This window comes from Flavobacterium sp. J27 (assembly GCF_004303025.1).
Taxonomy (GTDB): Bacteria; Bacteroidota; Bacteroidia; order Flavobacteriales; family Flavobacteriaceae; genus Flavobacterium.
This window is the reverse complement of sequence record NZ_PJQW01000003.1, coordinates 1-25,752: the sequence shown is the minus strand read 5'-3', so window position 1 is coordinate 25,752 and position 25,752 is coordinate 1. Positions and strand designations below refer to the sequence as shown.

23 protein-coding genes, 2 tRNA genes and 1 pseudogene are annotated in these 25,752 nt (G+C 30.5%); 4 read left to right on the top strand and 22 right to left on the bottom strand.

Annotation, left to right across the window (positions count from 1 at the left end):
* Window positions 1-92 precede the first annotated feature (92 nt).
* The 21 genes from CX675_RS04340 to CX675_RS04240 form a co-directional block, all read right to left on the bottom strand.
* A complete protein-coding gene (locus CX675_RS04340) occupies window positions 93-785 on the bottom strand; it encodes a M48 family metallopeptidase (RefSeq protein WP_165395974.1) in 693 nt (230 codons plus the stop codon).
* Window position 786: 1 nt separating this feature from the next.
* Complete coding sequence (locus CX675_RS04335; protein WP_130733999.1) at window positions 787-3,945, bottom strand: type I restriction endonuclease subunit R; 3,159 nt, start codon at window positions 3,943-3,945, stop codon at window positions 787-789.
* A 41-nt stretch (window positions 3,946-3,986) separates the two neighbouring features.
* Window positions 3,987-5,204 (bottom strand): restriction endonuclease subunit S, encoded by a 1,218-nt coding sequence (locus CX675_RS04330; protein WP_130733998.1) that lies wholly within the window; start codon window positions 5,202-5,204, stop codon window positions 3,987-3,989.
* A gap of 5 nt (window positions 5,205-5,209) precedes the next feature.
* Window positions 5,210-6,775, bottom strand: a complete 1,566-nt coding sequence (locus CX675_RS04325; protein ID WP_130733997.1) for a type I restriction-modification system subunit M — start codon at window positions 6,773-6,775, stop codon at window positions 5,210-5,212.
* Window positions 6,765-7,361 (bottom strand): restriction endonuclease subunit S, encoded by a 597-nt coding sequence (locus CX675_RS04320; RefSeq protein ID WP_130733996.1) that lies wholly within the window; start codon window positions 7,359-7,361, stop codon window positions 6,765-6,767. The genes CX675_RS04325 and CX675_RS04320 overlap by 11 nt, the downstream gene beginning before the upstream one ends.
* 58 nt (window positions 7,362-7,419) lie before the next feature.
* Complete coding sequence (locus tag CX675_RS04315) at window positions 7,420-7,848, bottom strand: hypothetical protein (protein WP_130733995.1); 429 nt, start codon at window positions 7,846-7,848, stop codon at window positions 7,420-7,422.
* Complete coding sequence (locus tag CX675_RS04310; protein ID WP_130733994.1) at window positions 7,826-9,028, bottom strand: nucleotidyltransferase; 1,203 nt, start codon at window positions 9,026-9,028, stop codon at window positions 7,826-7,828. The genes CX675_RS04315 and CX675_RS04310 overlap by 23 nt, the downstream gene beginning before the upstream one ends.
* Window positions 9,018-9,785: an HU-CCDC81 and SPOR domain-containing protein gene (locus tag CX675_RS04305; protein ID WP_130733993.1), complete on the bottom strand. Its 768-nt coding sequence runs from the start codon at window positions 9,783-9,785 to the stop codon at window positions 9,018-9,020. Before CX675_RS04305 ends, CX675_RS04310 begins: the two co-directional genes overlap by 11 nt.
* A 399-nt stretch (window positions 9,786-10,184) precedes the next feature.
* Window positions 10,185-10,832: an ATPase gene (locus CX675_RS04300; protein ID WP_130733992.1), complete on the bottom strand. Its 648-nt coding sequence runs from the start codon at window positions 10,830-10,832 to the stop codon at window positions 10,185-10,187.
* A 247-nt stretch (window positions 10,833-11,079) separates the two neighbouring features.
* Window positions 11,080-11,841 carry a transcriptional regulator gene (locus CX675_RS04295; protein WP_130733991.1) on the bottom strand — a complete coding sequence of 254 codons (762 nt, stop codon included), beginning with the start codon at window positions 11,839-11,841 and terminating at the stop codon, window positions 11,080-11,082.
* Between the two features lie 250 nt (window positions 11,842-12,091).
* A complete protein-coding gene (locus CX675_RS04290) occupies window positions 12,092-12,397 on the bottom strand; it encodes a helix-turn-helix domain-containing protein (protein ID WP_165395973.1) in 306 nt (101 codons plus the stop codon).
* Between the two features lie 116 nt (window positions 12,398-12,513).
* Window positions 12,514-13,353: an RteC domain-containing protein gene (locus CX675_RS04285; protein WP_130733990.1), complete on the bottom strand. Its 840-nt coding sequence runs from the start codon at window positions 13,351-13,353 to the stop codon at window positions 12,514-12,516.
* A 92-nt stretch (window positions 13,354-13,445) separates the two neighbouring features.
* Complete coding sequence (locus CX675_RS04280) at window positions 13,446-14,693, bottom strand: site-specific integrase (RefSeq protein WP_130733989.1); 1,248 nt, start codon at window positions 14,691-14,693, stop codon at window positions 13,446-13,448.
* A 251-nt stretch (window positions 14,694-14,944) separates the two neighbouring features.
* A tRNA-Ser gene (locus tag CX675_RS04275) sits at window positions 14,945-15,029 on the bottom strand.
* A gap of 212 nt (window positions 15,030-15,241) precedes the next feature.
* Window positions 15,242-15,316 (bottom strand) — tRNA-Val (locus CX675_RS04270).
* Window positions 15,317-15,447: 131 nt separating this feature from the next.
* Window positions 15,448-16,662: a folylpolyglutamate synthase/dihydrofolate synthase family protein gene (locus CX675_RS04265; protein ID WP_130733988.1), complete on the bottom strand. Its 1,215-nt coding sequence runs from the start codon at window positions 16,660-16,662 to the stop codon at window positions 15,448-15,450.
* 128 nt (window positions 16,663-16,790) lie between these two features.
* Complete coding sequence (locus CX675_RS04260; RefSeq protein ID WP_130733987.1) at window positions 16,791-17,600, bottom strand: energy transducer TonB; 810 nt, start codon at window positions 17,598-17,600, stop codon at window positions 16,791-16,793.
* A 159-nt stretch (window positions 17,601-17,759) separates the two neighbouring features.
* On the bottom strand, window positions 17,760-18,155 hold the full coding sequence (locus tag CX675_RS04255) for a biopolymer transporter ExbD (RefSeq protein WP_130733986.1): 396 nt from the start codon (window positions 18,153-18,155) through the stop codon (window positions 17,760-17,762).
* On the bottom strand, window positions 18,155-18,859 hold the full coding sequence (locus CX675_RS04250) for a MotA/TolQ/ExbB proton channel family protein (protein WP_130733985.1): 705 nt from the start codon (window positions 18,857-18,859) through the stop codon (window positions 18,155-18,157). The genes CX675_RS04255 and CX675_RS04250 overlap by 1 nt, the downstream gene beginning before the upstream one ends.
* Window positions 18,860-18,907: 48 nt before the next feature.
* Window positions 18,908-20,266 carry a sodium:proton antiporter NhaD gene (gene nhaD, locus CX675_RS04245; protein ID WP_130733984.1) on the bottom strand — a complete coding sequence of 453 codons (1,359 nt, stop codon included), beginning with the start codon at window positions 20,264-20,266 and terminating at the stop codon, window positions 18,908-18,910.
* Between the two features lie 28 nt (window positions 20,267-20,294).
* Window positions 20,295-21,521: a Glu/Leu/Phe/Val dehydrogenase dimerization domain-containing protein gene (locus tag CX675_RS04240; RefSeq protein WP_130733983.1), complete on the bottom strand. Its 1,227-nt coding sequence runs from the start codon at window positions 21,519-21,521 to the stop codon at window positions 20,295-20,297.
* 174 nt (window positions 21,522-21,695) lie between these two features.
* Between CX675_RS04240 and CX675_RS04235 the strand changes: the two genes are divergently transcribed.
* Together CX675_RS04235 and CX675_RS04230 are read left to right on the top strand one after the other, a co-directional pair.
* On the top strand, window positions 21,696-22,289 hold the full coding sequence (locus tag CX675_RS04235) for a TetR/AcrR family transcriptional regulator (RefSeq protein ID WP_130733982.1): 594 nt from the start codon (window positions 21,696-21,698) through the stop codon (window positions 22,287-22,289).
* Window positions 22,290-22,328: 39 nt separating this feature from the next.
* The gene (locus tag CX675_RS04230; protein WP_130733981.1) at window positions 22,329-23,177 is read left to right on the top strand and encodes an alpha/beta hydrolase; all 849 of its coding nucleotides are present in this window, start codon (window positions 22,329-22,331) and stop codon (window positions 23,175-23,177) included.
* On the opposite strand, the gene CX675_RS04225 is transcribed toward CX675_RS04230, so the two are convergent.
* A complete protein-coding gene (locus CX675_RS04225; RefSeq protein WP_130733980.1) occupies window positions 23,174-24,238 on the bottom strand; it encodes an anhydro-N-acetylmuramic acid kinase in 1,065 nt (354 codons plus the stop codon). The genes CX675_RS04230 and CX675_RS04225 overlap by 4 nt on opposite strands.
* A 91-nt stretch (window positions 24,239-24,329) precedes the next feature.
* Between CX675_RS04225 and CX675_RS04220 the strand changes: the two genes are divergently transcribed.
* Both CX675_RS04220 and CX675_RS04215 read left to right on the top strand, forming a co-directional pair.
* Complete coding sequence (locus CX675_RS04220) at window positions 24,330-25,469, top strand: acyl-CoA dehydrogenase (RefSeq protein WP_130733979.1); 1,140 nt, start codon at window positions 24,330-24,332, stop codon at window positions 25,467-25,469.
* 71 nt (window positions 25,470-25,540) lie between these two features.
* A pseudogene (locus CX675_RS04215) lies at window positions 25,541-25,752 on the top strand (endonuclease III); the annotation flags it as partial.

The following is a 25,752-nucleotide window of genomic DNA, read 5'->3' as shown; positions in this document are numbered from 1 at the left end:
TTACAAAGAATATTCTTTAACGGCGTTTATCGCCGTTGTTTACATATAAAGGTAAATTTTTTATTGTTAGCTACAATATGTTACTAATAAAGTTAGTGATAAGAATCTAATTTATTTTTCCTTTTTTCCCAATCAGGCATCATAAGTGTTAGTAAATTGAAAAAGTTTTTATTATGATGCTTATGAATAGTATGACATAGTTCATGCATGATAACATATTCAATACAACGTTTTGGTGTTTGAATTAATTTAGGATTTATAATTAATTTATTTTTAATTGTGCAACTACCCCAACGAGTAGGCATTTCTTGAAAAAAAATATCAACTGGTACTGGATGAAAAACAGTAAAGTTTTTTATTATAGGTTGTGCAATTTCTATAATCTTTTTAATCGCTCTGTCTTTGAACCAAGATTCAAAAATATGCTGAGCATTTTCTTTTTTCTGTACTGATATTTGAAATAAATTTCCTTTGTATGATACTTCGTTTTTATTATCAGTTTCAACAATTATTTTATACTGACGCCCCAAATAATGAATAGAATAGCCGGATTTTATAATAATATCATTTGTGATTGTATCCATTGAAAGAAAATGAGATTTTTGGTTTAAAATCCACATTGCTTTTTTTCTTACAGCCGATTTAATTTTAGCCATTGAAGTTTCTATTGGAGCAGTTACAATAACTGACGCATCTGGTTGAACTTTTATACCTAAAGTTTTTCTATTAGAATATTTTAATTCAAATGAAATATTATGTGAACCAAAATCAATTTGCTCTTTCATTTTATCCTTTGTTTGCAATTGCAATCTCAATAGCATTTTTAGTTAAATTATCAGCCATATCAATTGAAAGATTTAATTCATCCATGAGATAATCACCAAAATCTAATTCAATTTTATTGATAATATCGTTTCGCTTTTCCCAATCAACAACTTCATAATTTGATAAAAGCTTATCAAATACTAATGTAGCTTCTAAATGCTTTCCATTTAAAATTGGCTCTTCTTGAAAAAGATGATAAATAGCAATTTTTCTTTTTTTATCTTGAACTTCTTGTGGTAGTTCATTTCTATTTCCTTTGAGAGCCTGTTCTTTAAGCTCCTTTAATTTTTTTAAAGCTTCGAGTTCAGATATTCTATTGGCACGCATATCTGCAATAGTTTGAGAAATAAGTTCAGATAACTTTTTAAATAAGATTGGGTCAGTATCTATATTAACTGAAATATATTTTGATGTAGCAGCAGCAATTTTCTCTGCTTTTGCTCTGTGTCCAATTAATTTTTCAACTTCTTCTTCAAAAGTCTCGGAATCTAAAATATTTACAGGATCTACTAAACGAATAACTTCTTCAGTAATAACGTGCTGGTCTAATAGTTTTTGAAGTTGTTTTTCATATTGAGAAAAACTAACAGTATCAATATACACACTATTAGCAGCTACTCTTATACCAGCATACTTTTTGAGTTCTTCTTTGTATTTTTTTATCTCGTCGTTTGAGGTATTATCATGAAAATCAATAGTGGCTAAAGCAATTTTAAGGAGTCGAGCAAAAGAGCTGAATTTATTGTAAAATTCTTCTCTAACAGCTTCGTCTGATAAAATACGAATATAAGCTTCAATATCTTGATTGTTTTTTACAGATTTAAAAACACTTACTAAATCAGCATAAACTCTTGGAAGGTTTGCTATTTCATCTTGAATATTGGTCATTGCATCTTGCAGATCGTTAGCTTCAAAAACGTCATTATCACCTGAATACGTTTCCATAGCTTGGTGAAGTTCTTCCATAATACCAGCGTAATCAATAATAAATCCGAAATCTTTTCCAGGATAAACACGGTTTACACGAGCTATTGCTTGTAACAACGTATGTTCTCTAAGTTTACGACATAAATACATTACTATAGTTTGAGGAACATCAAAACCAGTTAATAATTTATCAATAACAATAAGTAACTCAATATTTTCTCCATATTCAAATTGTTGAATTATCATATTATCAATATCGCTACCATATTTAGATTTTAGTAATTCGTAATATTGATTTACTTCTGGAGCTTCTGAACTATGAACATCTTCATTATTTTCTCTAGTATCTGGAGCAGACATAACTACTTCGGTAGTAACTTTTCCAATTAGATCAAATGCTTTTTTGTATTTAACTGCCGTTAATTTATCTTGGCATACTACCATACCTCTGAAACCAGAGTGTATACCTGTATCGTCTTTACCCCAATTACTACTAAAATGTTTACTAATATCTAATGCAGTTTGAAATATGTTTTGATCTGTCTTTGTAATCAAACCCGCTTGACTCATTTTCTTTTTAAGGTCTATTTTATGGTAATCAGGAAGATCTTCCATTACTATATCTACACCTTTATCTAATGCTGTTTTATTAACATCTTGAACAGCCAAACGTCCTTCATATAAAATAGGAACTATTGCTCCATCTGAAACTGCTTCTTTAATTGAATATTCGTCTATTATTCCTCCAAATTTTTGGGCTGTATTTTTTTGTTTTTTCATTAATGGTGTTCCAGTGAAAACAATAAAACATGCATTTGGTAATACTCGTTCCATATTTACATTGAACACACCATGTTGTGTTCTATGTCCTTCATCAATCAAAACAAAAATGTTTGGACTGTGTAATTGATTGTCTGACAAACTATTTACAGCTGCTTCAAATTTGTTTATAATAGTTGTTATAACTAAATCTCCATTACCTTTTAGTAGACTTACCAATTGTTTACCTGAAGCTGCATTAATAACATCTACCTCAACTTTTCTAAGAGTATTTGTAATTTGTCTATCTAAATCAACTCTATCGGTTACAAGAATAATTTGAGGATTTTTTATTGTATCCTGTATTTTACGTGCCAACATAGCCATAGTAAGTGATTTTCCACTTCCTTGAGTGTGCCAAACTACACCACCTTTTCGTTTACCATTTCGAATTGGTTTTATTCTATCGATAATTTTATTGATTGAGAAAAATTGTTGAAAACGAGCTACTTTTTTGATTAAACCTCCTTCAAATAACACGTAATCTTTAATAAAAGAAAGTAAGCGCTCTGGATTTGCAATACCATATAAAATTATGTCTTGCTCTGTTACAGAAACATGTTCATTGTACTTGTCGTAAAAGGCTTTTTCATTTGATGGAGATCTACTATCAGAATTTTTGAAAAAAAGTGAAGTAATAGATTTGTCCGGTGTTCTATTTACTAACTCTTCTATATTCTCCAAATACAATTCTTCTTTTTCTTTCCAAACTGCCCAAAACTCTTCTTTAGTATTTGTGGTTGCGTATTTTGCTTCAAGTAATGAAGTTGCAATTAAAATTTGGCTATATACATATAGATTACGAATTCCATTTTCTTGTTGATTTCTAATGTGTTGCGATATAGCTTGTTTTAAAGGGTCTTTAATAGTTGGACTTTTACATTCTATAACAACGATAGGAATACCATTAATGAAAAGAATAATATCTGGTCGATAGGTGTCCTTACGTCCCATTCTCATTACTGGAAATTCTTCTGTAACGTGAAAATAATTATTTTCTAAATTTTCCCAATCAATAAATTGAATGGTATGACTTTTTTTATCTCCTTCAATTGATTGCTCTACTGCGATACCAAATAATAAAAGGTTATAAATTTGATTGGATGCATGTATTAAACCTTCAGAAAACTGAACATCTTGCAATTTTAGAATGGCTTTTTCAATATTTGAAGGATCAAATTTTGTTGTTTTGCTTCCTAGCTTAACATCGTTTATACTCATTAAACGTTCTCTAAGCACTTGTGTTAAAATTACATTGCTTTCACGGTTGTCTCGTAATTCTAATGCTTCCTTTGGATTTAAATATTTGTAGCCTAAATTGGTTAGCAATTTAAGTGCAGGTAGCTGCGATATGTTATCTTCTGTAAAACCCATTAGATGTAATTTTTTTGTTGTACTTAAATAAATGTTTAATGTTATACCAACCTTACTTTACCAGTAAGTAATTGTTGCATTAACCCTTTTTTTTGTTCTTTTAATTCTTCAAGTTTTTGTTTCTCTAATTGAATTTCTTTTTCTGCTGTTTTTAAAATTTCAGCAATTGCATTTTGCTCTTCAAAAGAAGGAACTTGATATTTAATTTTTGAAAAATCTTTATACTTACAATTTAATGTATCTTCTACTAAACCTTGAGAATTTCTCCAAAATAGATTTGTTAATTTACTCGTTTTAAATAAAATTGAAAAATAATAGGGATTGATATTGTTTTTTGGAACAAGAATAGTATACGCTGGACTCACAATTCCTTCTAAACTACTTAAAGCAGATCTACCTTGCCACATGCGCATTGTGTTATACCCAATATCTCCTGGAACGATTCTTTTATATTTGGATTTATCTGCATTTGAAATATCACGTTTATTAGAATCTGTTTGAGGATATACACCTTCTTGACCTATAGATAATAATGGTAAATTATCTAGCTTGGTTTCGTTACGTTCACTAAATAATGAACCAAGTTTTACTTCTTTCCAATTTTGAGAAAAGCCAGACAACCTTTTCTTACCAGTAAGTAATTGTTGTGTTAGAGCTTTCAATCGATTTTCTTTTATTTCAATAAATTTAACTTGCAAATCAATAGCGTTATCCCAAGTATTTAGACAAGAAGCAATTGTTTTTTGTTCATTAAGTGGTGGAATTAAAAATTTTAATTTTAATAAATCTTTGGTATATATAGCTGCAACACTTGTAGTACCAGTTGCATATCTTCTTAAATTGTTTATAGATATCTCAGAGTTAAATTGATAATTAATATAATCATTATTGTCTATAAATTTTTCTTTAAAATACATTCTCATTAGATTTGAATTGTATATTGCAAAAGGTAATTCACCTTTGTATATAGCAACTTTACCTACTAAATCTAAAGTATTTCGTGTATTAAACAAAAGGTCATTAAATTTTAATATATCATTTTCAGAATATTTAGATTTTTCTGATAAATATTCAATTTTAGTCAAATCAATTTTACCACGACCAATATTACCCATTTTAATTAATGGTATATCTGATACATCTGTTGAATTTTCATAATTTCCGCCTAATGAATAACTTTTTAATATTTCATTAAGATGTTTTACAGACCAATCAGAAGGTATAATGCCTAATTCAGTTTTTTTATATCCATCTTTCATTGCAATTATTTAAAAAATTGAAGATATTTATCCATTTCCGATTTCACTTCTAACAATTCTTTTTCAAGTACATCTATACTTTTTTGAGTTGCGATGATGTCTATTTCTGGTTCTTCTTCAAAAGTATCTACATATCGTGGAATGTTGAGGTTGTAGTCGTTTTCTATTATTTGTTCAATGTTTGCAATAAAAGCAAATTTATCTTCAACAACCCCAGTTTCCATTACTTGGTCATGGAATTGATTAAATACGTCAACAATATGTTGAATGTGATTTTCTCCTAAGATATTTTGGTTTTTTCCTGATAAAAACTCTTTACTAGCATCGATAAACAAGACTTTATTTTTGTTTACTTTTTGCTTGTTAAAAATGATGATAGCTGCAGGAATACCTGTGCCAAAAAATAAATTTGAAGGCAGACCTATTACTGCTTCTATTAGATCTTCGGTTAATACTTCTTTACGAATTTTACCTTCTGAAGCACCTCTAAATAATACACCGTGAGGTACAACAACACCGGCTTTACCAGTAGTATTTAAAGATTCAATCATATGTGAAATAAATGCCCAATCTCCTTTAGATTTAGGAGGTAATCCCCTATGAAAACGATTAAATGGATCTGCTGAAGCATCGTATGCCGAAGCGTGTGTTGGGTCTTTTTCTTTATCCTTTTCATCAACAATACCCCATTTGTCTAATGAAAATGGAGGGTTTGCTACTACAGTATCAAACAACATTAATCTTCCATTATCTAAATGTTTAGGATTTCTAACTGTATCTCCCCAACGAATAATAGCATTATCATAACCGTGTAAGTACATATTCATAACGGCTAAAGCCCAAGTACTTCCATTGGCTTCTTGACCATATAACGAAAAGTTATTATCGCCAACTTGACGACCAGCCTTTATTAATAAAGAACCTGAACCACACGTAGGATCATAAATACGTGAACCAGGTTTCGATTTAGTTAATTTAGCTAGTAATGTTGATACCTCTGCAGGTGTAAAGAATTCGCCTGCTTTCTTTCCAGAATCTGAAGCAAAATTTGCAATTAGAAACTCATAAGCTCCTCCAATTACATCACTATTTTCAAGATTAGTTGATGAAAGGTTTAAGGTTTTGAAGTCGTTTAATAAATTTCTTAAACGGGCTAATTTACCTTTAGCATCACCTAAGTTTGAACTATTAAAATCGATGTTTCTAAAAATGTTTGAACCATCATGGCCACCTAGTTTTTCGCGATTAGCTTCTTCTAGTTCAGCTAATGCATGGTTGATCATTTCACCGATTTTAGGATTACTACGGTTTTCATATAAAAAATCAAAGCTTGATTCTAATGGAACGATAAAACGTTCACGTTCCAATGCTCTTTTTACACGTTCTTGATTGCCTTCGTATTTTACATCATATTCGCTTTTTTTCTCATTATATACATCTGTTACATATTTTAAAAATAACATTGTTAAGATGTAATCTTTGTATTGTGAAGGATCGATTGTACCACGGAAAGTATCACAAGCTTTCCAAACTGTATTGTTAATGTCTTTTTGACTAATTTTAGTACTCATTTTTTATTTTTTTATACGTTAATGCATTAATGTAATTTTCTTCTAAAGAAATTAATTCTTTTTGAATTTTGATTTGTCTCTTTTTTAATTTATCTAGTGCTACAATTTGCTCTTGAATTTCAATTGATGGAATTATAATTTCTAATTCACCTAATTCTTGTTTTGAAATGGAAGGCATAACCTGAGTAGACATTTTGGAATTAAAAACTTTTAAAGTTTCTGGATGATTAAGAAACCATACTAAAAAGTCTGGAACTACTGAATTCTTAGTTAATGTTAAAACTAAAAAAGAGGCACTTGCAATTGTATTCTCGTATTCATTTGTAAACAAATAAGCAAAGAATCGTCTCCCTTTAGCATTGAAAAGTATCTCACCGAATTGTAAATAGTTTTTTTCTATAGAAGATTTATACAAAACATTAGGTTCTATATTATCAACTAAATTATCGTTTTCATCAAAATCGGACGTACCAACCATTCTAACAAATGCCTCAGTTAAGAGTTTTTCATCATTGTTAGCCGTTTTTGAAACAACCATTCCCGATCGAAGTTTAACTATATCTTGTAGTTTAAAAACCTTATTCATTGTTTTTTAGTTATTTATAACCTGCTCTTAACTTTTCTGCTAAGAGCAGGTTAATTTATTAAAAATTATGGGGATGTTCAGGTCCTAGCCAAACTTTATATATTAAAAAGTGTTCATAATATATAACCCATTCTGAAATCCAAGGAATTATATCAACTAAATCAATATATGGTTTGCTATTTAAATCCTTTACAGGATGATAAAGACAAAGTGAACCATCTCCATTAAAGTGTGTTTCAAAACCTTTTTTTAGTTTTTTAGTTTCCACCCAAATTCTATCAAATCTACCCGGAAAGAAAGGTGACCATTCTATTCTAAAGTAATATTTATTTCCATTACGTTCTAAAACACCAGAACCAGATAATAACTTTCCATTTACTTCAAAATTTAACCATTTATAAGCTCTTTCACATTCTATTTTAGTTTTGTATAAAAAACCAGCCCAATATTTTTGGGCTCGTTCTTTAGGACTCAGCATAAAATCCATGTCTACCATTTTGAACACCTGTTGAAGTGTTTATGTTACCACTTGAATCTGTAAATGCATTACCAGATAACAACTTTTCTAATTGAGGATTTCCTTTTAAACGTTCCTCTAATTTTATATAAGTTTGAACATTTTCTTTATAAAAACCATTTCCAAATAAGTCTTTGTAAATAGTTGGGTCAATCTCGTTGTTTAAAAAAGCAAAAACCTTTTTTTCTAAATCTTCAACAAATGAAATAAAACTTTCATAATGTTTAGCTTCCCAAGAATCAGTAAAGTTTTCTCTTTTATTTTTGTCTTCATGATTATCTACGGGATTATAGACAGCAAATTTTTCTTTTCTTAATTTATAACCATCTGATAAATTACGTAGCTTAAGTATTGCGTTTTTTAAAGCATTTTGTATCGAAAGACCACCGTCATGAGATTGTGCTAATAATGTTGTTAAAACAACACTAGAAACAGCTGGTGTTTTTGAGGTGTCTTTATCTTGATAAAATAAATCACGGTATCTTTTTACTATTTGGACTGTACGTTGCAACGGTGTTTTTAAATATACATCAGCGGGTAAATCTTCAGTTTCAATCTTTGCTTCCGTAATTAAATTATAACGTTCTTGAAGTAAGAAGCTATTTTTATTTCTTTCTGCTATTTCTTTAAACCATTCTGCATAACCTTTTGGATTAGTTCTTGACCAAGATAATCTACGCTCGTCTTCAGGAATCATTAATCTACTGTTATTTATTGTAATGATGCATCCTGGTAAAATATCCATATGAAAGTCACTATTGTAATCAATACGAACGCAGCGACTTTTTTTCTTTAGAAGTGGCTTGTAAGTATCGTGGTTACTTAATACGCGATATAAAGCATTATAAATTTCAGATGGTGTATGATTTAAATATGAACTCTCTACATGTAGTACTATATCTAAATCAAATTCTTTACCTGGTAATGGTTTAATGGTTGTGCCAATTAACATAGAACCTTGTGGATAAACTGTTATTTCATATCCTTTAAAAAATTCTTCATCACTTGATAATACATCATTTACTGCTTTGTAAGCCGTTTCCATTTGTTTTTTACGTGTAGCATCTAACTCTAAGTTTGATGCAATGATGGCTAAAAGCTCATCTTTTTTATATTCTTTTTCAGTATATCTTTTCATGTTACTTTTCATTAATTAGGTATTTTGTGTGTGCACCAATTTTAGCAATTTGATCTTCGTTTTCTAAAACTACCAATCTTTCAATTTCACTTATATCTACAATCATAAAACCATCAGCCAACTTACGAGGAATTTCAAGTAGTTTTTTTAACTCTTGCTCTTGCTCTTTTGTAGGAATAAATTCTACAATATCGTATATTAAGACTTCGTGACATTGATGAAAATCACTGTAATTAAAAATCTTCATAACTTTATGAACTTCTCTAAATGTTTTAGAAGAAAAGATGTTTTTATCAAAACCATGATCTTCTACAAGTTCTTCAATGAATTCGCGTTCAAAAGTTGTTTCTCTATTTTTTCTAGATTCAAACCATTTAATTACATCTGTAGTAAATTTACCTTTTACTCGAAAACGTAAATCATCTTTACTGATATCATCTGTTTTAATACCTCTAGAACCACAATCCTCTTTGTAACCCCATTTTTCAAATTCTGAAAAACCATTCAATTTTTTATAAACTCCACCAACTGGTTGTAATTGTTCTTTGATACGATGACCACGAACCAATAAAAATTTTGAAGTGCCTGGAATTTTTATCTTGATAAGATAACTTATAGAAAAACGAACATCTTCGTTTTTGATTTTTGTAAAATTGGATTTTACATACGTTAATATAAAATCTTTGTTATCTAACAACTTCTCTGTTGTTTTTTTTATGATAACTTTACCTGCAGCTAAACCTAATGCTGCTAAAATAGTTTTTGCCATAAGCATTAATTTATTATTTTTAATATTAATTTTTTGCTTAATGGAGTATTTATACCAATGAAAATTGCAAAAAAGCAAATTATGCCTTATATTTGCATTGATTAAAATTAATTGACATATTAATACTCAAATCATAATTGAGGTGACTAGCCTCTTTTTTTACTGTTAAGCTCAGTAGTTTGTTTATTAGTCATTCTATAATTTATAAAAACCAAACGCTACTGCAATAGCATTTGGTTTTTTTTGTTTGTAATTTGATTACAAAGATATTATTTATTTTTTTAAAAAACAAATAAATAATACAGTACAAAGATTACAAAATATAAAATATTACAGATAAATATATATAAATAATTGTTATTTAGCGGTTTATGTTTTTTAAAAAATATTTTTTTTAAATCATCTTTTGTCTTTTGAATTTATTGAAAAAGTAACCAAATTAAACATTGATCTCATTCTTGATCTTAAACGATTACCATATAGATTTTCAATTTCACTTGCTGATAAGTTAGTGGTAATGTGGGTAATGGATTTATTTTGAACGAAATCTTCGTAACGAGAAATGATAATTTCTGCCATAACGTTGAGGTCGTTGCCGTAATGTTTGATGTTTTGTTCTGCTCCTAAATCGTCAAAACAATAACCGGACAATCTTATTTGTGTGTGTTGTTTTTGAGTGTAATGTTGGATGGTTTCAAATCCATTTTTTGCGAATTCGAATGAGATTTCTCTGCATGTTTTTATTTTGTAATCGTTTTTTTGGTAAAAGAATGGTTTGATTAATGAAATGATTGATGTTTTACCACAGCCAATTGGTCCTGATAAAAGGATTCCTTTATTGATGTCAAGATTTAGTTGATTTGCTTTTTCCTGGTCTTGAATGGCATAGGTTATTAATTTGTATATGGTTGGGTAATCTACAGGGTCTAGTTGGAAATATCTTCCATAAATTATTTTACCTTGTTGTTCGATGTAGTTCAAACATTTTTGAAAATCGTAATGTTTAGTATTGTTGCGGATTGTGTATGTATCTTTGATGTGTGGCATAACTTTCTTTTTTAGGTGTTATCTTTCTTTTTTTAGCTCATTGATTCAGTTTTTTTGTATTCGCTGAATCTTTGATTTCTTGATAAAAAAAGAAACAAAAAAATCAAGTCTTGAAACCCTCGTCGGTCAAATTTTGATTTGAATTTGAAATGAAAAGAACTTGCAAACAGAGTTTGCTTCGAACAGCTTTTCATTTTTTTCAAATTCTTCATCTATTTGACGCTCGACTGCGGATTTAAAGGACGGTTTAAAGAGCTTCGTCATAGTTTTTATGATTTGAAACGTGCAATTGGTTTGGGGTTAGATTGTACGTTTTGGAATCAGTTCTAACTGACGAATTTTTATCAAATTTCTTTGCATTGATCATCCAATTTCTTGCAGCAGCTTTCCAATCTTTCATTTTTGTTTTTCCTCCAATTAACCAACCATTACTTTCGTAATAGTTGTAGAATTTTTCTGCTTCATATTCTGGTATGTTTTTTTCAAGGAAATAATTTTTGGTTTCTTCAAATAAAGGCTTTGAAAATTTTGATTCATTTTTTTCTTTTTTAGAATTTTGAGTGTTATCCTTTTTAATGTTTATACTGTTTGTATTGTTTATAATAGGTACATGTTCATTACTTGTTTGGTGCTTGTTTATTACTTGTTCAATAACCTTTTCATTTTTTGATATAGCAGTTAATTTTTTTATTTCTTTTTTTGTCACAGGTTTTGTGTAGAAGTCTAAATTGCATACTTCTAATAATGAGCCTCTGAATGGATTGTAAGATGGTTTGTAAATAATGTAGTCTCTTTCTGCAAGTTCTTTAATACACTTGTGGTAGGTTGCCGTAGAAGCGATTTTACTAATTCTCATTAATTCATCGCGAGAAATGCTAATTGGGTTTTGAAAACGGTTCTGATTCCACAATTGAAATATGGCCATATATAGACTAATATGTGTTGGGTTGAGGTCATAATCGATACTTACCTTTTCGAAGAAACCTGTAAGGTGTTTGATGTAGTTCATTTTACTAGTTGTTAGTGTCTTTCGATGACAGTATTAGTAATTGCTTTTAACTATGTTTTTTTCTTTTCTTTTGGCTTGACCCAAAAGAAACAAAAGGTCAAGGCTTGGATTTTCATCGGTCAATTACAATTTCAAATCCTAAAAGAAAAGAACTCGGACTTTGTCCTCAAACAGCTTTTCTTTTCACGGATTTTTCAATTTATTGACACTCGCTTCCAAATCCTAATGCCGATTATTAATTGGATTATAGTCATTGATTCAGCATTTTGACGATGTCTTCGTATTTGTAGTAAATGATTCCGCCAATACGTTTGTATTTTAAAGTGCCATTTATTCTAAGGTTTTGTAAAGTACCAGGAGAGATTTTGAGTAAGCTTCTTACTTCTGAAGATTTAAGCCATTGTTTTTGAGTGGCATCGTTTGAAGTAGCATTCTTTAGTTCGTTTAAGAGTAAATTTCCAAAATTTAATAAATCTCTTTTAGTGACTACTTGGTGATTTAATAATTCAATGTTATCCGTTTCAGGAAAAAGTGATTTGTGATTTAAATTGTTCATAATGCTATGTTTTGAATTAATTTGAAACAAAACAATAGCTTTTGGAAAATAAAAATTCCCAAGTTGGTACCAACTTGGGAACGATTTTTATAAGATTTGGATAGAAATTGAAGTATTTAATACGAATCCTTTTCGATTTTGTTTTCGAGTTCTGCTTGTAACTGATTTAAGAAACGTGTTGGTTCAGTTTTTCTGTTTTTGATATCGATAAAACTTCTGGTAATGTTGTCGCCTAAATCAATTTGAAAGGCTTTTTCAAAAACGTGTGTTATTTCTTTGATATCTGCTTGACCATTGTCGAATACTTTAGCTTGATGTAATGCATAAATTAATTCAATTAGATCAATCTTTTTTGCTGTCCAATGTAGATTTGAATTAAAGTTTGTGTTTGCAATTGCACAAGATTTGTTGAGGTTATCGATGCAGTTTTCAATGTAAATTGCTAATAATTCATACGCTATTACTTCAGCTAACAAATAGTCATGTGAAGTAGATAATTTAGCATCTTGATTGATAACAACACAATCGTTTAAGAAGAGATCTTTGTACTTTTTTCGAGTAAAATATAGCTCATCAAAATGTATTGATTGGCTTTTTATGTATTTAATAAATTCTCTGTTTTTTCTGTGGAATTGATTAATTGCATTCAATCTTTTTTCAAAGTATTTTACCTTTTTGTTTTTGTCTATTGGCTGGGTAGCAATTAGTAATAAGACTTCTTTATAGAAGATTAGTTTTGCTACTATATTAGGTTTAATTTCCTTAAAAAATATAATCTCATCTTGAATGGAATCAAATACATGGTTTTTTAACCAACTTGAAATTTGTTTAAGTGTTTCTTCAATGAAACTAATAATTTTTTTAGCTTTTTCTATTTCATTTGAATGCGTGTTTAGGATAGTACATAGTTCATTTTCAAAATCTACCAAAGAGTTATTTTTTATAGTTGTAATCATAAAAAGAATAGATTTTAGTTTGTCAAATTAAACTAAAATCTATTTATATAAATGTTGATAAAATCTTAAAATGATTTTATTTTTTCACAATTTTAGTAATTCACTGATTTGCTTGAAGTTTGCAAATTATTACTGAATTTGGATTTTAATACCTGCATATCTTCACTAATTTTCTTATCTAAAATCTTTGCATAATGTTGGGTTGTTTTCAAATTTGTATGCCCTAACATTTTACTTACTGTTTCAATAGGAACTCCATTACTCAGTGTAACTGTAGTCGCAAATGTATGTCTTGCCATGTGGAAAGTAAGGTCTTTTTTAATACCACAAACATTTGCAATTTCTTTTAAGTACGCATTCATTTTTTGATTGGATGGAACAGGGAGGAGGTTACCTTCATTCAAACAAACTGGGTGTTCTGCATATTTATCTAAAATATATTGAGCTGTTGGAAGTAAAGGTATTTTTGAATTCGTGTCTGTTTTTTGACGATTTTTATTAATCCATTTGTCACCATCAATATCCAATACAATATTATTACTTGTAAGTTGTTTAACATCTATATAAGCTAAGCCAGTAAAACAGCTGAAAACAAAAATATCTCTAATTTGCTCTAATCTTTCCGTTACAAATTCTTTGTTCATTATATCTTGAATTTCTTGCTCTGTTAGAAACTCTCTAATTACTTCTTTTACTTTTGATTTGTAATTTGCAAAAGGGTCTTTTGTTAACCATCCATTTGCTAAACAGATATTGATGATTTTATGGAAATTCTTAATGTATTTCACTGCAGTATTATTCGCGCATTTTCTTTCTGTTCTCAGATAGAATTCATATTCGGTAATAAATGCATGATCTATCTTGGCGATATCAATATCTGAAATGTTGTATTTCCATTGTAAAAAAGCTTTGGTATGTTTTAAAGATGTCTCGTATCTCTCCAATGTGCCTGGAGCATATTCTGAACCGACTAATTCTTTAATTTTTCGATTGTGTTCTATGAAGATTGGAATCAATGTTCTTTCTCTTTCTTTTTTGCCTAAGTACTCATTTTTGAAGTTTTCAATATTGATTTGTGTATTACTCATGAATAATCTTTTCTCAACATCGAATACTTTAGATTTTACCATATCTAGTCGGTTATTTATTGAACGAGCTTCTTCTGAATTGCCTTTCATTCTGCCTGCTTCAGCGCTCCATTTTACTTCTTCAACAAATTGTCCGGTACTAATTTCATAACGTTTTCCTTCGATAGTTATGCGTTGATAAATTGGAACTTGTCCATTGGCATTGATTTTTGATTTTCTAATGTAGAAAATCAGAGAGATTTTTGTAGTCATAATGGTAACCTTTAAATTGATAATTAATTTATTTTAATTCTCAATATAGGTCAAGATGTTTACTCATTGAACACCTTATTTTACAAGGGTTTTCAAAAAATTCGGTGCACTTTTTTTGAGCGAAACCTGAGTGCACCGATTGTGCACCTTTTTTTTGATTAAAAATGAATAAATTGGCTAATATATAAAATGAAAAAACCCTTTAAATACTACTATTTAAAGGGTTTTGATTTCGTTTGAGCCTTGCTCAGCGGAGAAAGAGGGATTCGAACCCCCGGACCTGTTACAGTCAACAGTTTTCAAGACTGCCGCATTCGACCACTCTGCCATTTCTCCAGTAAGACTGCATTCATTTCCTGATTGCGAGTGCAAATATAGAAACCTTTTTCGAGTTTCAAAAAGAAAATCTAAAAAAAAATACACTTTTTTTTGAATAAATTTACAACCAATTCATTATCAGTTACTTTAGTATTTTATAACTTTTAAATAACAATTCAAGAAACGTATATAAACAAAAAATCCTACATTTCTGTAGGATTTAATTTCTGTGGGCGATGAGGGGTTCGAACCCCCGACCCCCTCGGTGTAAACGAGGTGCTCTGAACCAGCTGAGCTAATCGCCCCAATAAATCGCAATTATTATTTTGTTCATTAACGAACAGTACCTTATTTACTATAAGGTGTTCATTGAACTTGTTTGCGGGTGCAAATATAAGACAGTTTTTATTATTTGCAAATCTTTTTTATTATTTTTTTATACTATTTCTGCAACCACAAATGTACTTCCTCCTACATAGATAAAATCTTCTAAAGTCGCTTCAACCTTAGCTTTTTCAAAAGCAACTGAAACTGAAACACATACCTCTCCATTTAATCCAAAAGCTTGGGCTTTTTGTTGTAAAATAAAAGCATCCAATCCTCTATCTAAATTCGGCTTACAAAAAAAATATTTTGCTTTTTTAGGAAACAATGGCAATATGGAATCTAAATCTTTATCATTTACAACGCCTAAAACAACATATAAGTTTTTATAGGTTTCTCTTTTAATTTGATTCATCACTATTGATAAACCATGACTATTATGAGCCGTATCACAAACTATTTTAGGTTGCTGTCCTAAAATTTGCCATCTACCCAATAATCCCGTATTTTGAATCACATTTAAAAACCCATTTCGAATATGCTGCTCACTTATATTAAAATGATCTTTTACTACTTTTAACGCTTCCAAAACCCCTTTTTTATTCGCTTTTTGATATTCCCCTAACAAAGCACTAGGTAATTCTTCCCATGCTTCATCTTGTGCAAAATAAAGAGGTGCTGTTTCCAATCTTGCTTTCTCCAAAAAGATTTTTTTAGTTTCAACCACGTATTCACTCACAACCACAGGTACATTCTTTTTTATAATTCCCGCTTTTTCAACAGCAATTGCTTCTAAAGTGTTTCCTAAAAATTGCGTATGATCTAAACCGATGTTAGTAATTACAGAAACCAAAGGCGTAATTACATTGGTAGAATCGAGACGACCGCCCATCCCAACTTCTATGACTGCGACCTCTACTTTTTCTTTCGCAAAATAATCAAAAGCTAAACCAACAGTCATTTCAAAAAAACTGAGTTGGTGTGCTTCGAAAAAAGCTTTATTTTCCGCTACAAAATCGACAACAAACTTTTTTTTGATTTTCTTTCCATTAATTCGAATGCGTTCTCTATAGTCTTTTAAATGAGGCGAGGTATACAAACCTACTTTATAGCCCGCTTCTTGCAATACAGAAGCTAACAATGAAGACGTGGAACCTTTTCCATTGGTTCCAGCCACATGTATAGACTGAAATTGGGTTTCTGGGTTTCCTAGATGATTTACTAATAAAATCGTATTGGATAAATCTTTTTTATAAGCTGTTGCACCTTGTTGTTGAAACATCGGCAACTGTTTAAAAAGCCATTCGGTTGTTTCTTGATACGTCATTTTGAAATTCTGAAGCGAATGATTCGGTGTTTTTGGTTTCCATTTTCCCGCTATACATTACAATCTAGGTAAACCTAGGATTTTCATTTCTATCGGGGCTATTAAAATACAGTTTGGGTTTCTTTGAGTTATTCTCCTAATTTAAAGTTGACTACCACAAAACCAATTTGTGTTTCAGGAGCATTGGCATCGGCTTGCCATTTAAAACTTTTTGCAGTTTCTAATGCAGGATTTACCAAACAAGGATTCGTATTTGTAGTTCCCTGACTTCTTTCGGCTTTAATAACATTTCCGCTTCTATTTACCCAGATTTTAACAACTACTTTCCCTTCTTCGTTACAGTCTTGTTGTCTTTTACTATTTCCAGATAATTTTCTACCAGCTAAACCCCAACCTGTTCCATTTCCTGAACCTGTTCCATTTCCTGAACCATTACCATAAAAGCTATTTGCATAAATACTACCATTTGGATCGCCTTTATCTCCAGGCAAACCATCATCACCATGACCGCCTTGTGCCGTTCCTTCCGATTTTGGACCATTTAAAATACTACTTAAAGCATTATTGGTTTGTTGAGAAGGCTTAGGTGTTTCAACTTTTGGTTTTGGAGTCTCTTTTGGAGTCTCCTTTTTAGGTTTAGGCGTTTCTTTTTTTGGGGTTACTACCACAGGTGCATCTTCATCTTGGGTTAAGATTTCTTCTTCCACCGCTTTTACCGGCTCACTTACTGTAGGCTGTGGAGCCGATTGTATGGGTTCTGTAGGTTGAATTTCTCCTTGACCTACATCGCTAGTTCCAAAATTAATAGCAATACCATTTTCTGGCGGTGGATCCATATAGGTTAACCCTAGAAAAATACATAATAAAAGTAGTATTGCAAAAATTACACTGGTAATTGCAAACGATTTTTTTTCTTCTGGAGTTTCAAGAAATTTCATTTCTCAGCATTTATGTTTTATACGACACTACTTGTATTACTTCCTATTTTCCTAGCCCTGATAGCAGTGGAAATCCTTTTATTTTTTTCTTCAACAAGTCATTTAAAGTAGAAAAAAAATAAAAGATTGCAACGAATAGCAGGAAACAGCTTCAAAAAATTATTTTGGATTCACTGCCACTACCATTTTTATCCCATTTCTATACGCAATATCCATTACGTATACTACTTTTTCATGAGGAACCGATTTTTCGGCACGCAACACTATGGCTTTGTTTTCATTATTTTCTAGGATAGCCAATAATTGATTTTCCAATTGTGTTTCTTCTACCTTATCTTTATCAATAAAAAAAGTTAAATCTTTATCGATACTAACCGAAATATTTTTGTTACTATCGGTTTTTCCTTTCCCTTTTGGTAAAACCAAATCTAAGGCATTCGTAGTAACCATAGTAGAGGTTAGCATAAAAAAGATCAACAACAAAAACACGATGTCTGTCATAGACGACATGTTGAATTCTGTTGAAACTTTATTTTTATTCTTACCTAACTTCATTATACAGGCTCATTTAATAAATCCAAGAAATCTACTGCGTTAGCTTCCATTTGATTCACCACTTTATTCGTTTTTACCACTAAGTGGTTGTAACCAATATAAGCAATAATACCTACAATTAATCCTACTACAGTAGTAGTCATTGCCGTGTAGATACCTTCTGCAAGCGAACCCACTTCAATTTGTCCTCCACCGCTTGCCATTTTATGAAAAGCAAGAATCATACCAACAACTGTTCCTAGGAAACCAATCATTGGGCCTGCACCAGAAATTGTAGCCAACATACTGGTGTTTTTTTCCAGTTTGTACAATTCTAAATTTCCAGCATTCTCAATTGCTGTGTTGATATCTTCAAGTGGTTTTCCAATACGAGAAATTCCTTTTTCGATTAATCGAGCCACTGGAGAATTAGTTTGTGCACAAAGCATTTTTGCCGCATCGATTTTCCCTGTAGTGATATTCATTTTAATATTATTCATAAAACTAGCATCTATTTTACTGGCTTTATTAATTGCCATTAGTCTTTCAAAATAAAGAAACAAAGCAAAGAACAATAAAATGAACAACACTAAAATTATGACTTGACCACCTATTCCTCCACTGGTTAATAATTCCCATATGGAAAGTGTTTTTTCAACAGGTTGATCCTCTAATAAAGCTTCGTTAGCTAAAGCTAAACTATCTACTTGAAGAAATATACTCATACAAATTATTTTATAAACTAATAACGTTAAACTACTCGAAAAATTATATTAGTGTACTACGTTTAAAAGAAAATCTCTAATGAAAACAAATCCAATGGCACCAGCTAAGAAACCTACTAAAGCCAACCAACCAATCTTCTTTAAGTACCAAACAAAATCGATTTTTTCCATTCCCATGGCTACAACTCCAGCAGCTGACCCAATGATTAACATACTTCCACCTGTTCCCGCTGCATAGGCAATAAAATGCCATGCTGGTTCATCAGTACCAATTTGAAACATTCCTATACTTGCAGCAACTAAAGGTACATTATCGATAACAGCTGAACCTCCTCCTAATAATAAAACTACTAAATCAGAAATTTTTGTAGAGGCATGTTCTGTACCTAAATAAGGCACATTATTTTCTAATATTCCAGCAAAATCAAATAACATTCCTAACGACTCCAAAGCTGCAACAGACATTAAAATACCTAAGAAAAACAAGATACTTGGCATTTCAATTTTAGAAAGTGATTTGTGTACTGGACTATGGTGTGACCCTGAATCCTCTCCTGCATCGCTAACTGTAAATTTTCGATTACTTAAAAATTCTGCTACTGCTGCTACAATAGCTAAAGACAACATCATTCCTACGTAAGGAGGTAAATGTGTAATTGTTTTGAATACAGGTACAAATAAAATAGACCCTAAACCTAAATAAAACATCAAACTACTATACTTTGGCGATAAAACTGCACCATCAGATTCAGGTTCAATATGTCCTTTAAAAATTTTCATTCTTGACGCAATGAAAGTTGGCACCGCAAAACATAAAATAGAAGGAATTAGAACATGTTCAATTAATTGAGAAGCAGACACCTTATTAGCAATCCATAACATGGTCGTAGTAACATCTCCAATTGGAGACCAAGCTCCACCAGCATTTGCAGCAATAACTATTAATCCAGCGAACCATAATCTGGTATCTCTTTCTTTAATAATTTTTTGAAGAATAGTGATTAATACAATTGTCGCCGTTAAATTATCAATGATTGCAGATAATACAAAAGCTAAAATAGTAAACAACCATAATAATTTTGATTTACTCTTAGTCTTTATAAAAGATTTAATAGTAGAAAAACCATCGAAATAGTCAATTATTTCAACAATTGTCATCGCTCCCATTAAGAAAACTAAAATTTCAGCAGTTTTCCCCAAGTGATGCAATAATACACCTTCTAAATGATGTGGCTCTTTTCCAATGCCTGGAACTACATCGAAAACTTGCAAGTGATCAACTGCAATTAATGCCCACAGTATAGCCATCATAGCTAAGGCAGGTATTAATTTATCGATTTTTAAAGAATGTTCCATAGCTATAGCTAAATAACCTAGAACAAAAATTACTATCAGTAAAATTTCCATTTTTTATTAAGTTAAATTCGGGTTTTGTTTAGATAAGTTGTTTAAGGGCAATTTCAAATGCACGAGCGCTTATATTTTTCTTATCTGGACTAAGGTCATATACTTTTTGCAATGCTCTTTTTATTACATCTGAAGTATCTGAAAAAATAGCATCATCTGTCATTTGTACTTTTTTCTCCATGAAATAAGCAAAAACTCTCGCCATACCACAGTTAGCGATAAAGTCTGGAACAAGACTCACTTTAGAATCTGTTTCCTCCATGATGGCACCAAAGAAAATTTCTTTATCTGCAAAAGGCACATTCGCTCCACTTGATATCACTTCTAATCCTGAAGCAATCATTTGGTCTACTTGGGATTTAGTTACTAATCTTGAAGCAGCACATGGCGCAAAGATTTGGGCTTCAATAGACCATATTTTTTCATTTATTTCCTCAAAAGGAATCATATTTTGAGCCACTAATTTGTTACCATCTTTATTTAAGAAGAGTAATTTAATTTCTTCAAATGAAAAACCATTTTCATTGATTAATCCACCATCTCTATCAATAATTCCAACTACTTTTGCTCCCATTTCTGCCAGATAAAATGCAGCAGCCGAACCTACATTTCCAAATCCTTGAACAATTGCTTTTTTACCTTTTACATCGCCACCAAAAATGGAATAATAATGTTTTACTGCTTCAGCCACTCCGTAACCAGTAATCATATCCGCTACAGTGTATTTTCGGTTAACATCAGGCGAGAAACTTGGGTTTTCAATTACTTTTATTACTCCTTGTCGCAATTGTCCAATTCTGTTAATTTTATCAGCTTCTGTTGGTTTAAAATGACCATTAAAAACTCCTTCTTGCGGATGCCAAACACCACAATCTTCGGTCATTGGTATTACTTCATGAATTTCATCCACATTTAAATCTCCTCCTGTTCCATAATAATTTTTCAATAAAGGAGAGACAGCTTTATACCATCTTTCTAAAACTCCTTTTTTTCGCGGGTCATTTGGATCGAAATTGATTCCAGATTTTGCACCACCAATTGCAGGTCCAGATACTGAAAACTTAACTTCCATTGTTTTGGCTAAAGAAAGCACTTCATTCATATCTAACCCTTTTCTCATACGAGTTCCACCACCTGCTGCACCACCTCTTAATGAGTTAATAACTGTCCATCCTTCTGCTTCTGTTTCTGGATCTTTCCAATTGAATACTATTTCTGGTTCTTTATTTTCAAATTTTTTAAGTAATTCTTTCATTATGATATTAAAATTGGTAGACAAATTTAAGTTTTTACTTTTTTTTAAAAGGTATTTTTAAAGTAATATTTTCGAAGAGCTTATTATTTAACAATTTATTCACATTATTTTACCTCATTTAAAAATTTACAACAATTTATTTTTATTTTTAGATACCAATTGGTATCTTTGAATATGAGAAAGCCAGAACAAACGAAAGAAAAAATTTTAAGAGAATCTTCTATACTTTTTAACACCAAAGGTTATAAATCTACTTCTATTAGTGATATAACCAATGCAACTGGCTATACTAAAGGGGCGATTTACAGGCATTTTGAAAACAAAGATAATTTAGAAATACAAGCTTACGAGAAGATGATTCGATACATCTTTACCAATTTAAAAACAAAAATTAGGGAAGCAAAAAATACGAAAGACAAACTTTTCATTTTTTTAAATCATTTTGAAAACTATATTATTAATGAAAATTTTGCAGGTGGTTGTCCTTTATTAAATGTTTCTATAGAAGTAGATGACACTAATTACGATTTGAAATACAAAGCCCAAAATACACTTACCGTTTTTAAAGAAACCATTAAAACCATTCTAACAAATGGAAAAAAACACCAACAAGTTCAATTAAATACCGATGAAGCACTAGTAGCTTCTGTCATAATAGCTTCATTAGAAGGAGGTATAATGATGAGCAAGTTAACACAATCCGAAAAAGACATTAAAAATGTGGTTACACATCTTAAAACTTGGATTGAAAAAGACATTTTATTATAAAAAAATTTAAACAAAAAAATACCGATTGGTATCTTAATTATGAGAAAAAAAATCAAAAAAATTATTCAGAAAACTGTAGGCTATTATTTCAATGTATTAGCTTATATAAACCCAAAAACGCTAGAAAAACAAGGGTTTCTATTATTTTGTAACCCGATGGCTAAAACTGTAAAAACACATCAGTTGGAATTTTTAGAGAAAGGTAAAAATGAAATTTTGAATGTTGAAAATGAAAAAATACAAACCTATAAATGGGGAAATGGTAGTAAAAAAATTGTATTTATTCATGGTTGGGCAAGCCACTCGTTTCGATGGAAATCGCACATTGAGAATCTAATAAAAAAGGATTTTACTGTATATGCATTTGATGCTCCCGCTCATGGATTATCTACAGGAAAAATGCTTCATGTCGTCTTATATGGAAAAGCTATCAATCAAATGATACTTCATAACCAAGAAATTGAATATATGGTAAGCCATTCTATTGGTGGTTTTGCAACTACTTATTGGTTAAATCACTATAAAAACAATGCAACTAACATTAAAAAAGTGGTAATTATGGGAGCTCCAGGCGAAGCTAAAGATTTTTTTGATTTTTACCAATCTATTCTTGGCTTATCACAAAAAGCAATTGAAATTATTAGTCGTTCTTTTACAAAAAGACTTGGGCACGAACCGAGTTATTTTTCTGCATCAAAATTTGCAACAGAATTGGAAAAAGATTGCCTGATTATTCATGATAAAGAGGACAAAGATACCAATCCGAATTATTCGATTCAATTGAACAAAAATTGGAACAAAAGTCAATTAATTTTAACCGAAGGATTAGGTCATAATTTAAAAAGTAAAAATTTAGAACAAAAAGTAATCGATTTTATTCTTAATTAACATTTATAAATCACACCTGAACTATGATCGCGAATAGCTCCAGTTACTGAAGCTAATGTATTATTTTCATTTCTTAATTTTAACACGCCAAGAAATCCAAAAATAAGAGCTTCTTTAAATTCAATTAACTGTTTATCGGGAACAACTAAAACTACTTTTGGTAAATAATACTGAATTCTTTCAATTAAAAATTCATTATAGGCACCACCACCCGTAATTAAAATTGTTTTAGTATTACTGCTACAATTGTGTGCTATTTGAAAAGCAATATGTTCTACAAAAGTTCTCAAAATAGTTTCAATTGGTAAACTAAAACTTTCAATAATAGGAAGTACATTATTATGTACAAATTCCATTCCTAAAGATTTTGGAAAAGTTTCTTTGTAAAACGAAATCTGATTTAATTTTTCAAACAAATTACTTTCCAAAAGACCTGATTTAGCAATTTTGCCTTTGTCGTCATATTCTAATCCTAATTGATTCACATAATAATTCAATACAGTATTAACAGGTGAAATATCGTATGCAATTCTTTTTCCATTGTATTCAAAGGAAACATTAGAAAAACCACCCAAATTCAAGCAATAATCATAATTAGAAAACAATAATTGATCTCCAATTGGCACTAAGGGAGCACCTTGACCACCTAAAGCTACATCTTGTACTCTAAAATCACACACTATAGGGTAATTTAATAAACTTCCTAATTTAGGCAAATTGCCAATTTGTAAAGTAAAACCATTCTCTGGCTGATGTAAAATCGTATGTCCATGGCTACAAATTGCATCTATATCAACTAATCTATACTTATTGATAAATTCTAAAATAATAGAAGCTAATAAATCAGTATAGGAATTATTTAAAGAATTTAAATCATCTTCATTAAGATAGAAACCATTTTTTAATATATTAACCCATTCAGAAGAGTAGCTAACCGTTTCTGAAAACAATATTTTAAAAGACCAAGATTCCTTTTTTTCAAAATTGATATAGGCTAAATCCACTCCATCTAGCGAAGTTCCTGACATAACACCTATAACGTTGTAGTTTTCTTTAAACATGGGTTAAAATTACAAATTGTTATTGAAAAATAAGCAATAAATACCTACATTTGGTACGGATTTTAAAAATAATTAAATAGTATTCAATAAAATGGATTTTAAGCTAACCGAAGAACAAATAATGATACAACAGGCTGCAAGAGATTTTGCTCAAACAGAATTATTGCCTGGTGTCATTGAAAGAGATGAACATTCAATTTTCCCAACGGAACAAGTAAAAAAAATGGCAGAACTTGGTTTTCTTGGTATGATGGTTGACCCAAAATACGGAGGAGCTGGTCTTGATAGTATTTCGTATGTTTTAGCAATGGAAGAAATTGCTAAAATTGATGCTTCAGCTGCAGTTATCATGTCTGTAAATAATTCTTTGGTTTGTGCTGGAATTGAAAAATATTGTAGCGAAGAACAAAAACAAAAATATTTAGTACCTCTAGCTAAAGGAGAAGTAATTGGAGCATTTTGTTTGTCTGAACCAGAAGCAGGATCTGATGCTACATCACAAAAAACTACCGCAATTGATAAAGGAGATTATTATTTGTTAAATGGTACAAAAAATTGGATTACCAATGGTGGAACAGCATCTACTTATATTGTTATTGCTCAAACTGATGTAGAAAAAGGACATAAAGGTATTAACGCCTTTTTAGTTGAGAAAGGCTGGGAAGGTTTTTCAATAGGTCCAAAAGAAAAGAAAATGGGAATTAGAGGATCTGACACACATTCATTAATGTTTTCCGATGTTAAAGTACCAAAAGAAAACAGAATTGGAGCTGATGGTTTTGGATTTAATTTTGCGATGGCTGTACTAAATGGTGGTCGTATTGGTATTGCATCACAAGCATTAGGAATTGCTCAAGGTGCTTATGAATTGGCTTTAAAATATGCTCAAGAAAGAGTAGCATTCAAAAAACCTATCATGCAACATCAAGCAATTGCCTTTAAATTAGCAGACATGCATGTTCAAATTACTGCTGCTAGAATGTTATGCTTTAAAGCTGCTTCTGAAAAAGACAATGGTGAGGATATTTCGCATTCTGGAGCTATGGCAAAATTATTTGCGTCAGAAACAGCTATGAATACTACAATTGAAGCGGTACAAATACATGGAGGTAATGGATATGTTAGTGAATATCATGTAGAAAGAATGATGAGAGATGCTAAAATTACTCAAATTTATGAAGGAACATCTGAAATTCAAAGAATTGTTATTTCAAGAGGTTTAACAAAATAAAAAAAATAAACTTAATTTAAAAGAGTTCAATATATACTATTGAACTCTTTTTTTATTAATTTTAGAAAAAAATGTTATTTACAGATTGGCAAAAAGAATTACAACCTCTTATTGATATATATAAAGGTAAAAGACATCCTTTACATTTTCAAAACCCCTACCAACTTGTAATAATGGTTATTCTTGCTGCTCAAGATTCGGATGCGAATATTAATATAATTTCCAAACCTTTCTTTGATGAATATCCCGATTTCAAAAGTCTTTCAAATTCCAATTCTAACAA

Coding starts and splice junctions, on each gene's coding strand:
- CX675_RS04240 (WP_130733983.1), bottom strand. CDS start 21,521: ATGAAAGAATTACTTAAAAAATTTGAAAATAAAGAACCAGAAATAGTA.
- CX675_RS04335 (WP_130733999.1), bottom strand. CDS start 3,945: ATGGGTTTTACAGAAGATAACATATCGCAGCTACCTGCACTTAAATTG.
- nhaD (WP_130733984.1), bottom strand. CDS start 20,266: ATGGAAATTTTACTGATAGTAATTTTTGTTCTAGGTTATTTAGCTATA.
- CX675_RS04290 (WP_165395973.1), bottom strand. CDS start 12,397: ATGAACAATTTAAATCACAAATCACTTTTTCCTGAAACGGATAACATT.
- CX675_RS04310 (WP_130733994.1), bottom strand. CDS start 9,028: ATGAAAAGTAACATGAAAAGATATACTGAAAAAGAATATAAAAAAGAT.
- CX675_RS04255 (WP_130733986.1), bottom strand. CDS start 18,155: ATGAAGTTAGGTAAGAATAAAAATAAAGTTTCAACAGAATTCAACATG.
- CX675_RS04325 (WP_130733997.1), bottom strand. CDS start 6,775: ATGAGTACTAAAATTAGTCAAAAAGACATTAACAATACAGTTTGGAAA.
- CX675_RS04285 (WP_130733990.1), bottom strand. CDS start 13,353: ATGATTACAACTATAAAAAATAACTCTTTGGTAGATTTTGAAAATGAA.
- CX675_RS04305 (WP_130733993.1), bottom strand. CDS start 9,785: ATGGCAAAAACTATTTTAGCAGCATTAGGTTTAGCTGCAGGTAAAGTT.
- CX675_RS04230 (WP_130733981.1), top strand. CDS start 22,329: ATGAGAAAAAAAATCAAAAAAATTATTCAGAAAACTGTAGGCTATTAT.
- CX675_RS04295 (WP_130733991.1), bottom strand. CDS start 11,841: ATGAACTACATCAAACACCTTACAGGTTTCTTCGAAAAGGTAAGTATC.
- CX675_RS04220 (WP_130733979.1), top strand. CDS start 24,330: ATGGATTTTAAGCTAACCGAAGAACAAATAATGATACAACAGGCTGCA.
- CX675_RS04300 (WP_130733992.1), bottom strand. CDS start 10,832: ATGCCACACATCAAAGATACATACACAATCCGCAACAATACTAAACAT.
- CX675_RS04235 (WP_130733982.1), top strand. CDS start 21,696: ATGAGAAAGCCAGAACAAACGAAAGAAAAAATTTTAAGAGAATCTTCT.
- CX675_RS04265 (WP_130733988.1), bottom strand. CDS start 16,662: ATGACGTATCAAGAAACAACCGAATGGCTTTTTAAACAGTTGCCGATG.
- CX675_RS04320 (WP_130733996.1), bottom strand. CDS start 7,361: ATGAATAAGGTTTTTAAACTACAAGATATAGTTAAACTTCGATCGGGA.
- CX675_RS04280 (WP_130733989.1), bottom strand. CDS start 14,693: ATGACTACAAAAATCTCTCTGATTTTCTACATTAGAAAATCAAAAATC.
- CX675_RS04340 (WP_165395974.1), bottom strand. CDS start 785: ATGAAAGAGCAAATTGATTTTGGTTCACATAATATTTCATTTGAATTA.
- CX675_RS04250 (WP_130733985.1), bottom strand. CDS start 18,859: ATGAGTATATTTCTTCAAGTAGATAGTTTAGCTTTAGCTAACGAAGCT.
- CX675_RS04225 (WP_130733980.1), bottom strand. CDS start 24,238: ATGTTTAAAGAAAACTACAACGTTATAGGTGTTATGTCAGGAACTTCG.
- CX675_RS04315 (WP_130733995.1), bottom strand. CDS start 7,848: ATGGATTTTATGCTGAGTCCTAAAGAACGAGCCCAAAAATATTGGGCT.
- CX675_RS04330 (WP_130733998.1), bottom strand. CDS start 5,204: ATGAAAGATGGATATAAAAAAACTGAATTAGGCATTATACCTTCTGAT.
- CX675_RS04260 (WP_130733987.1), bottom strand. CDS start 17,600: ATGAAATTTCTTGAAACTCCAGAAGAAAAAAAATCGTTTGCAATTACC.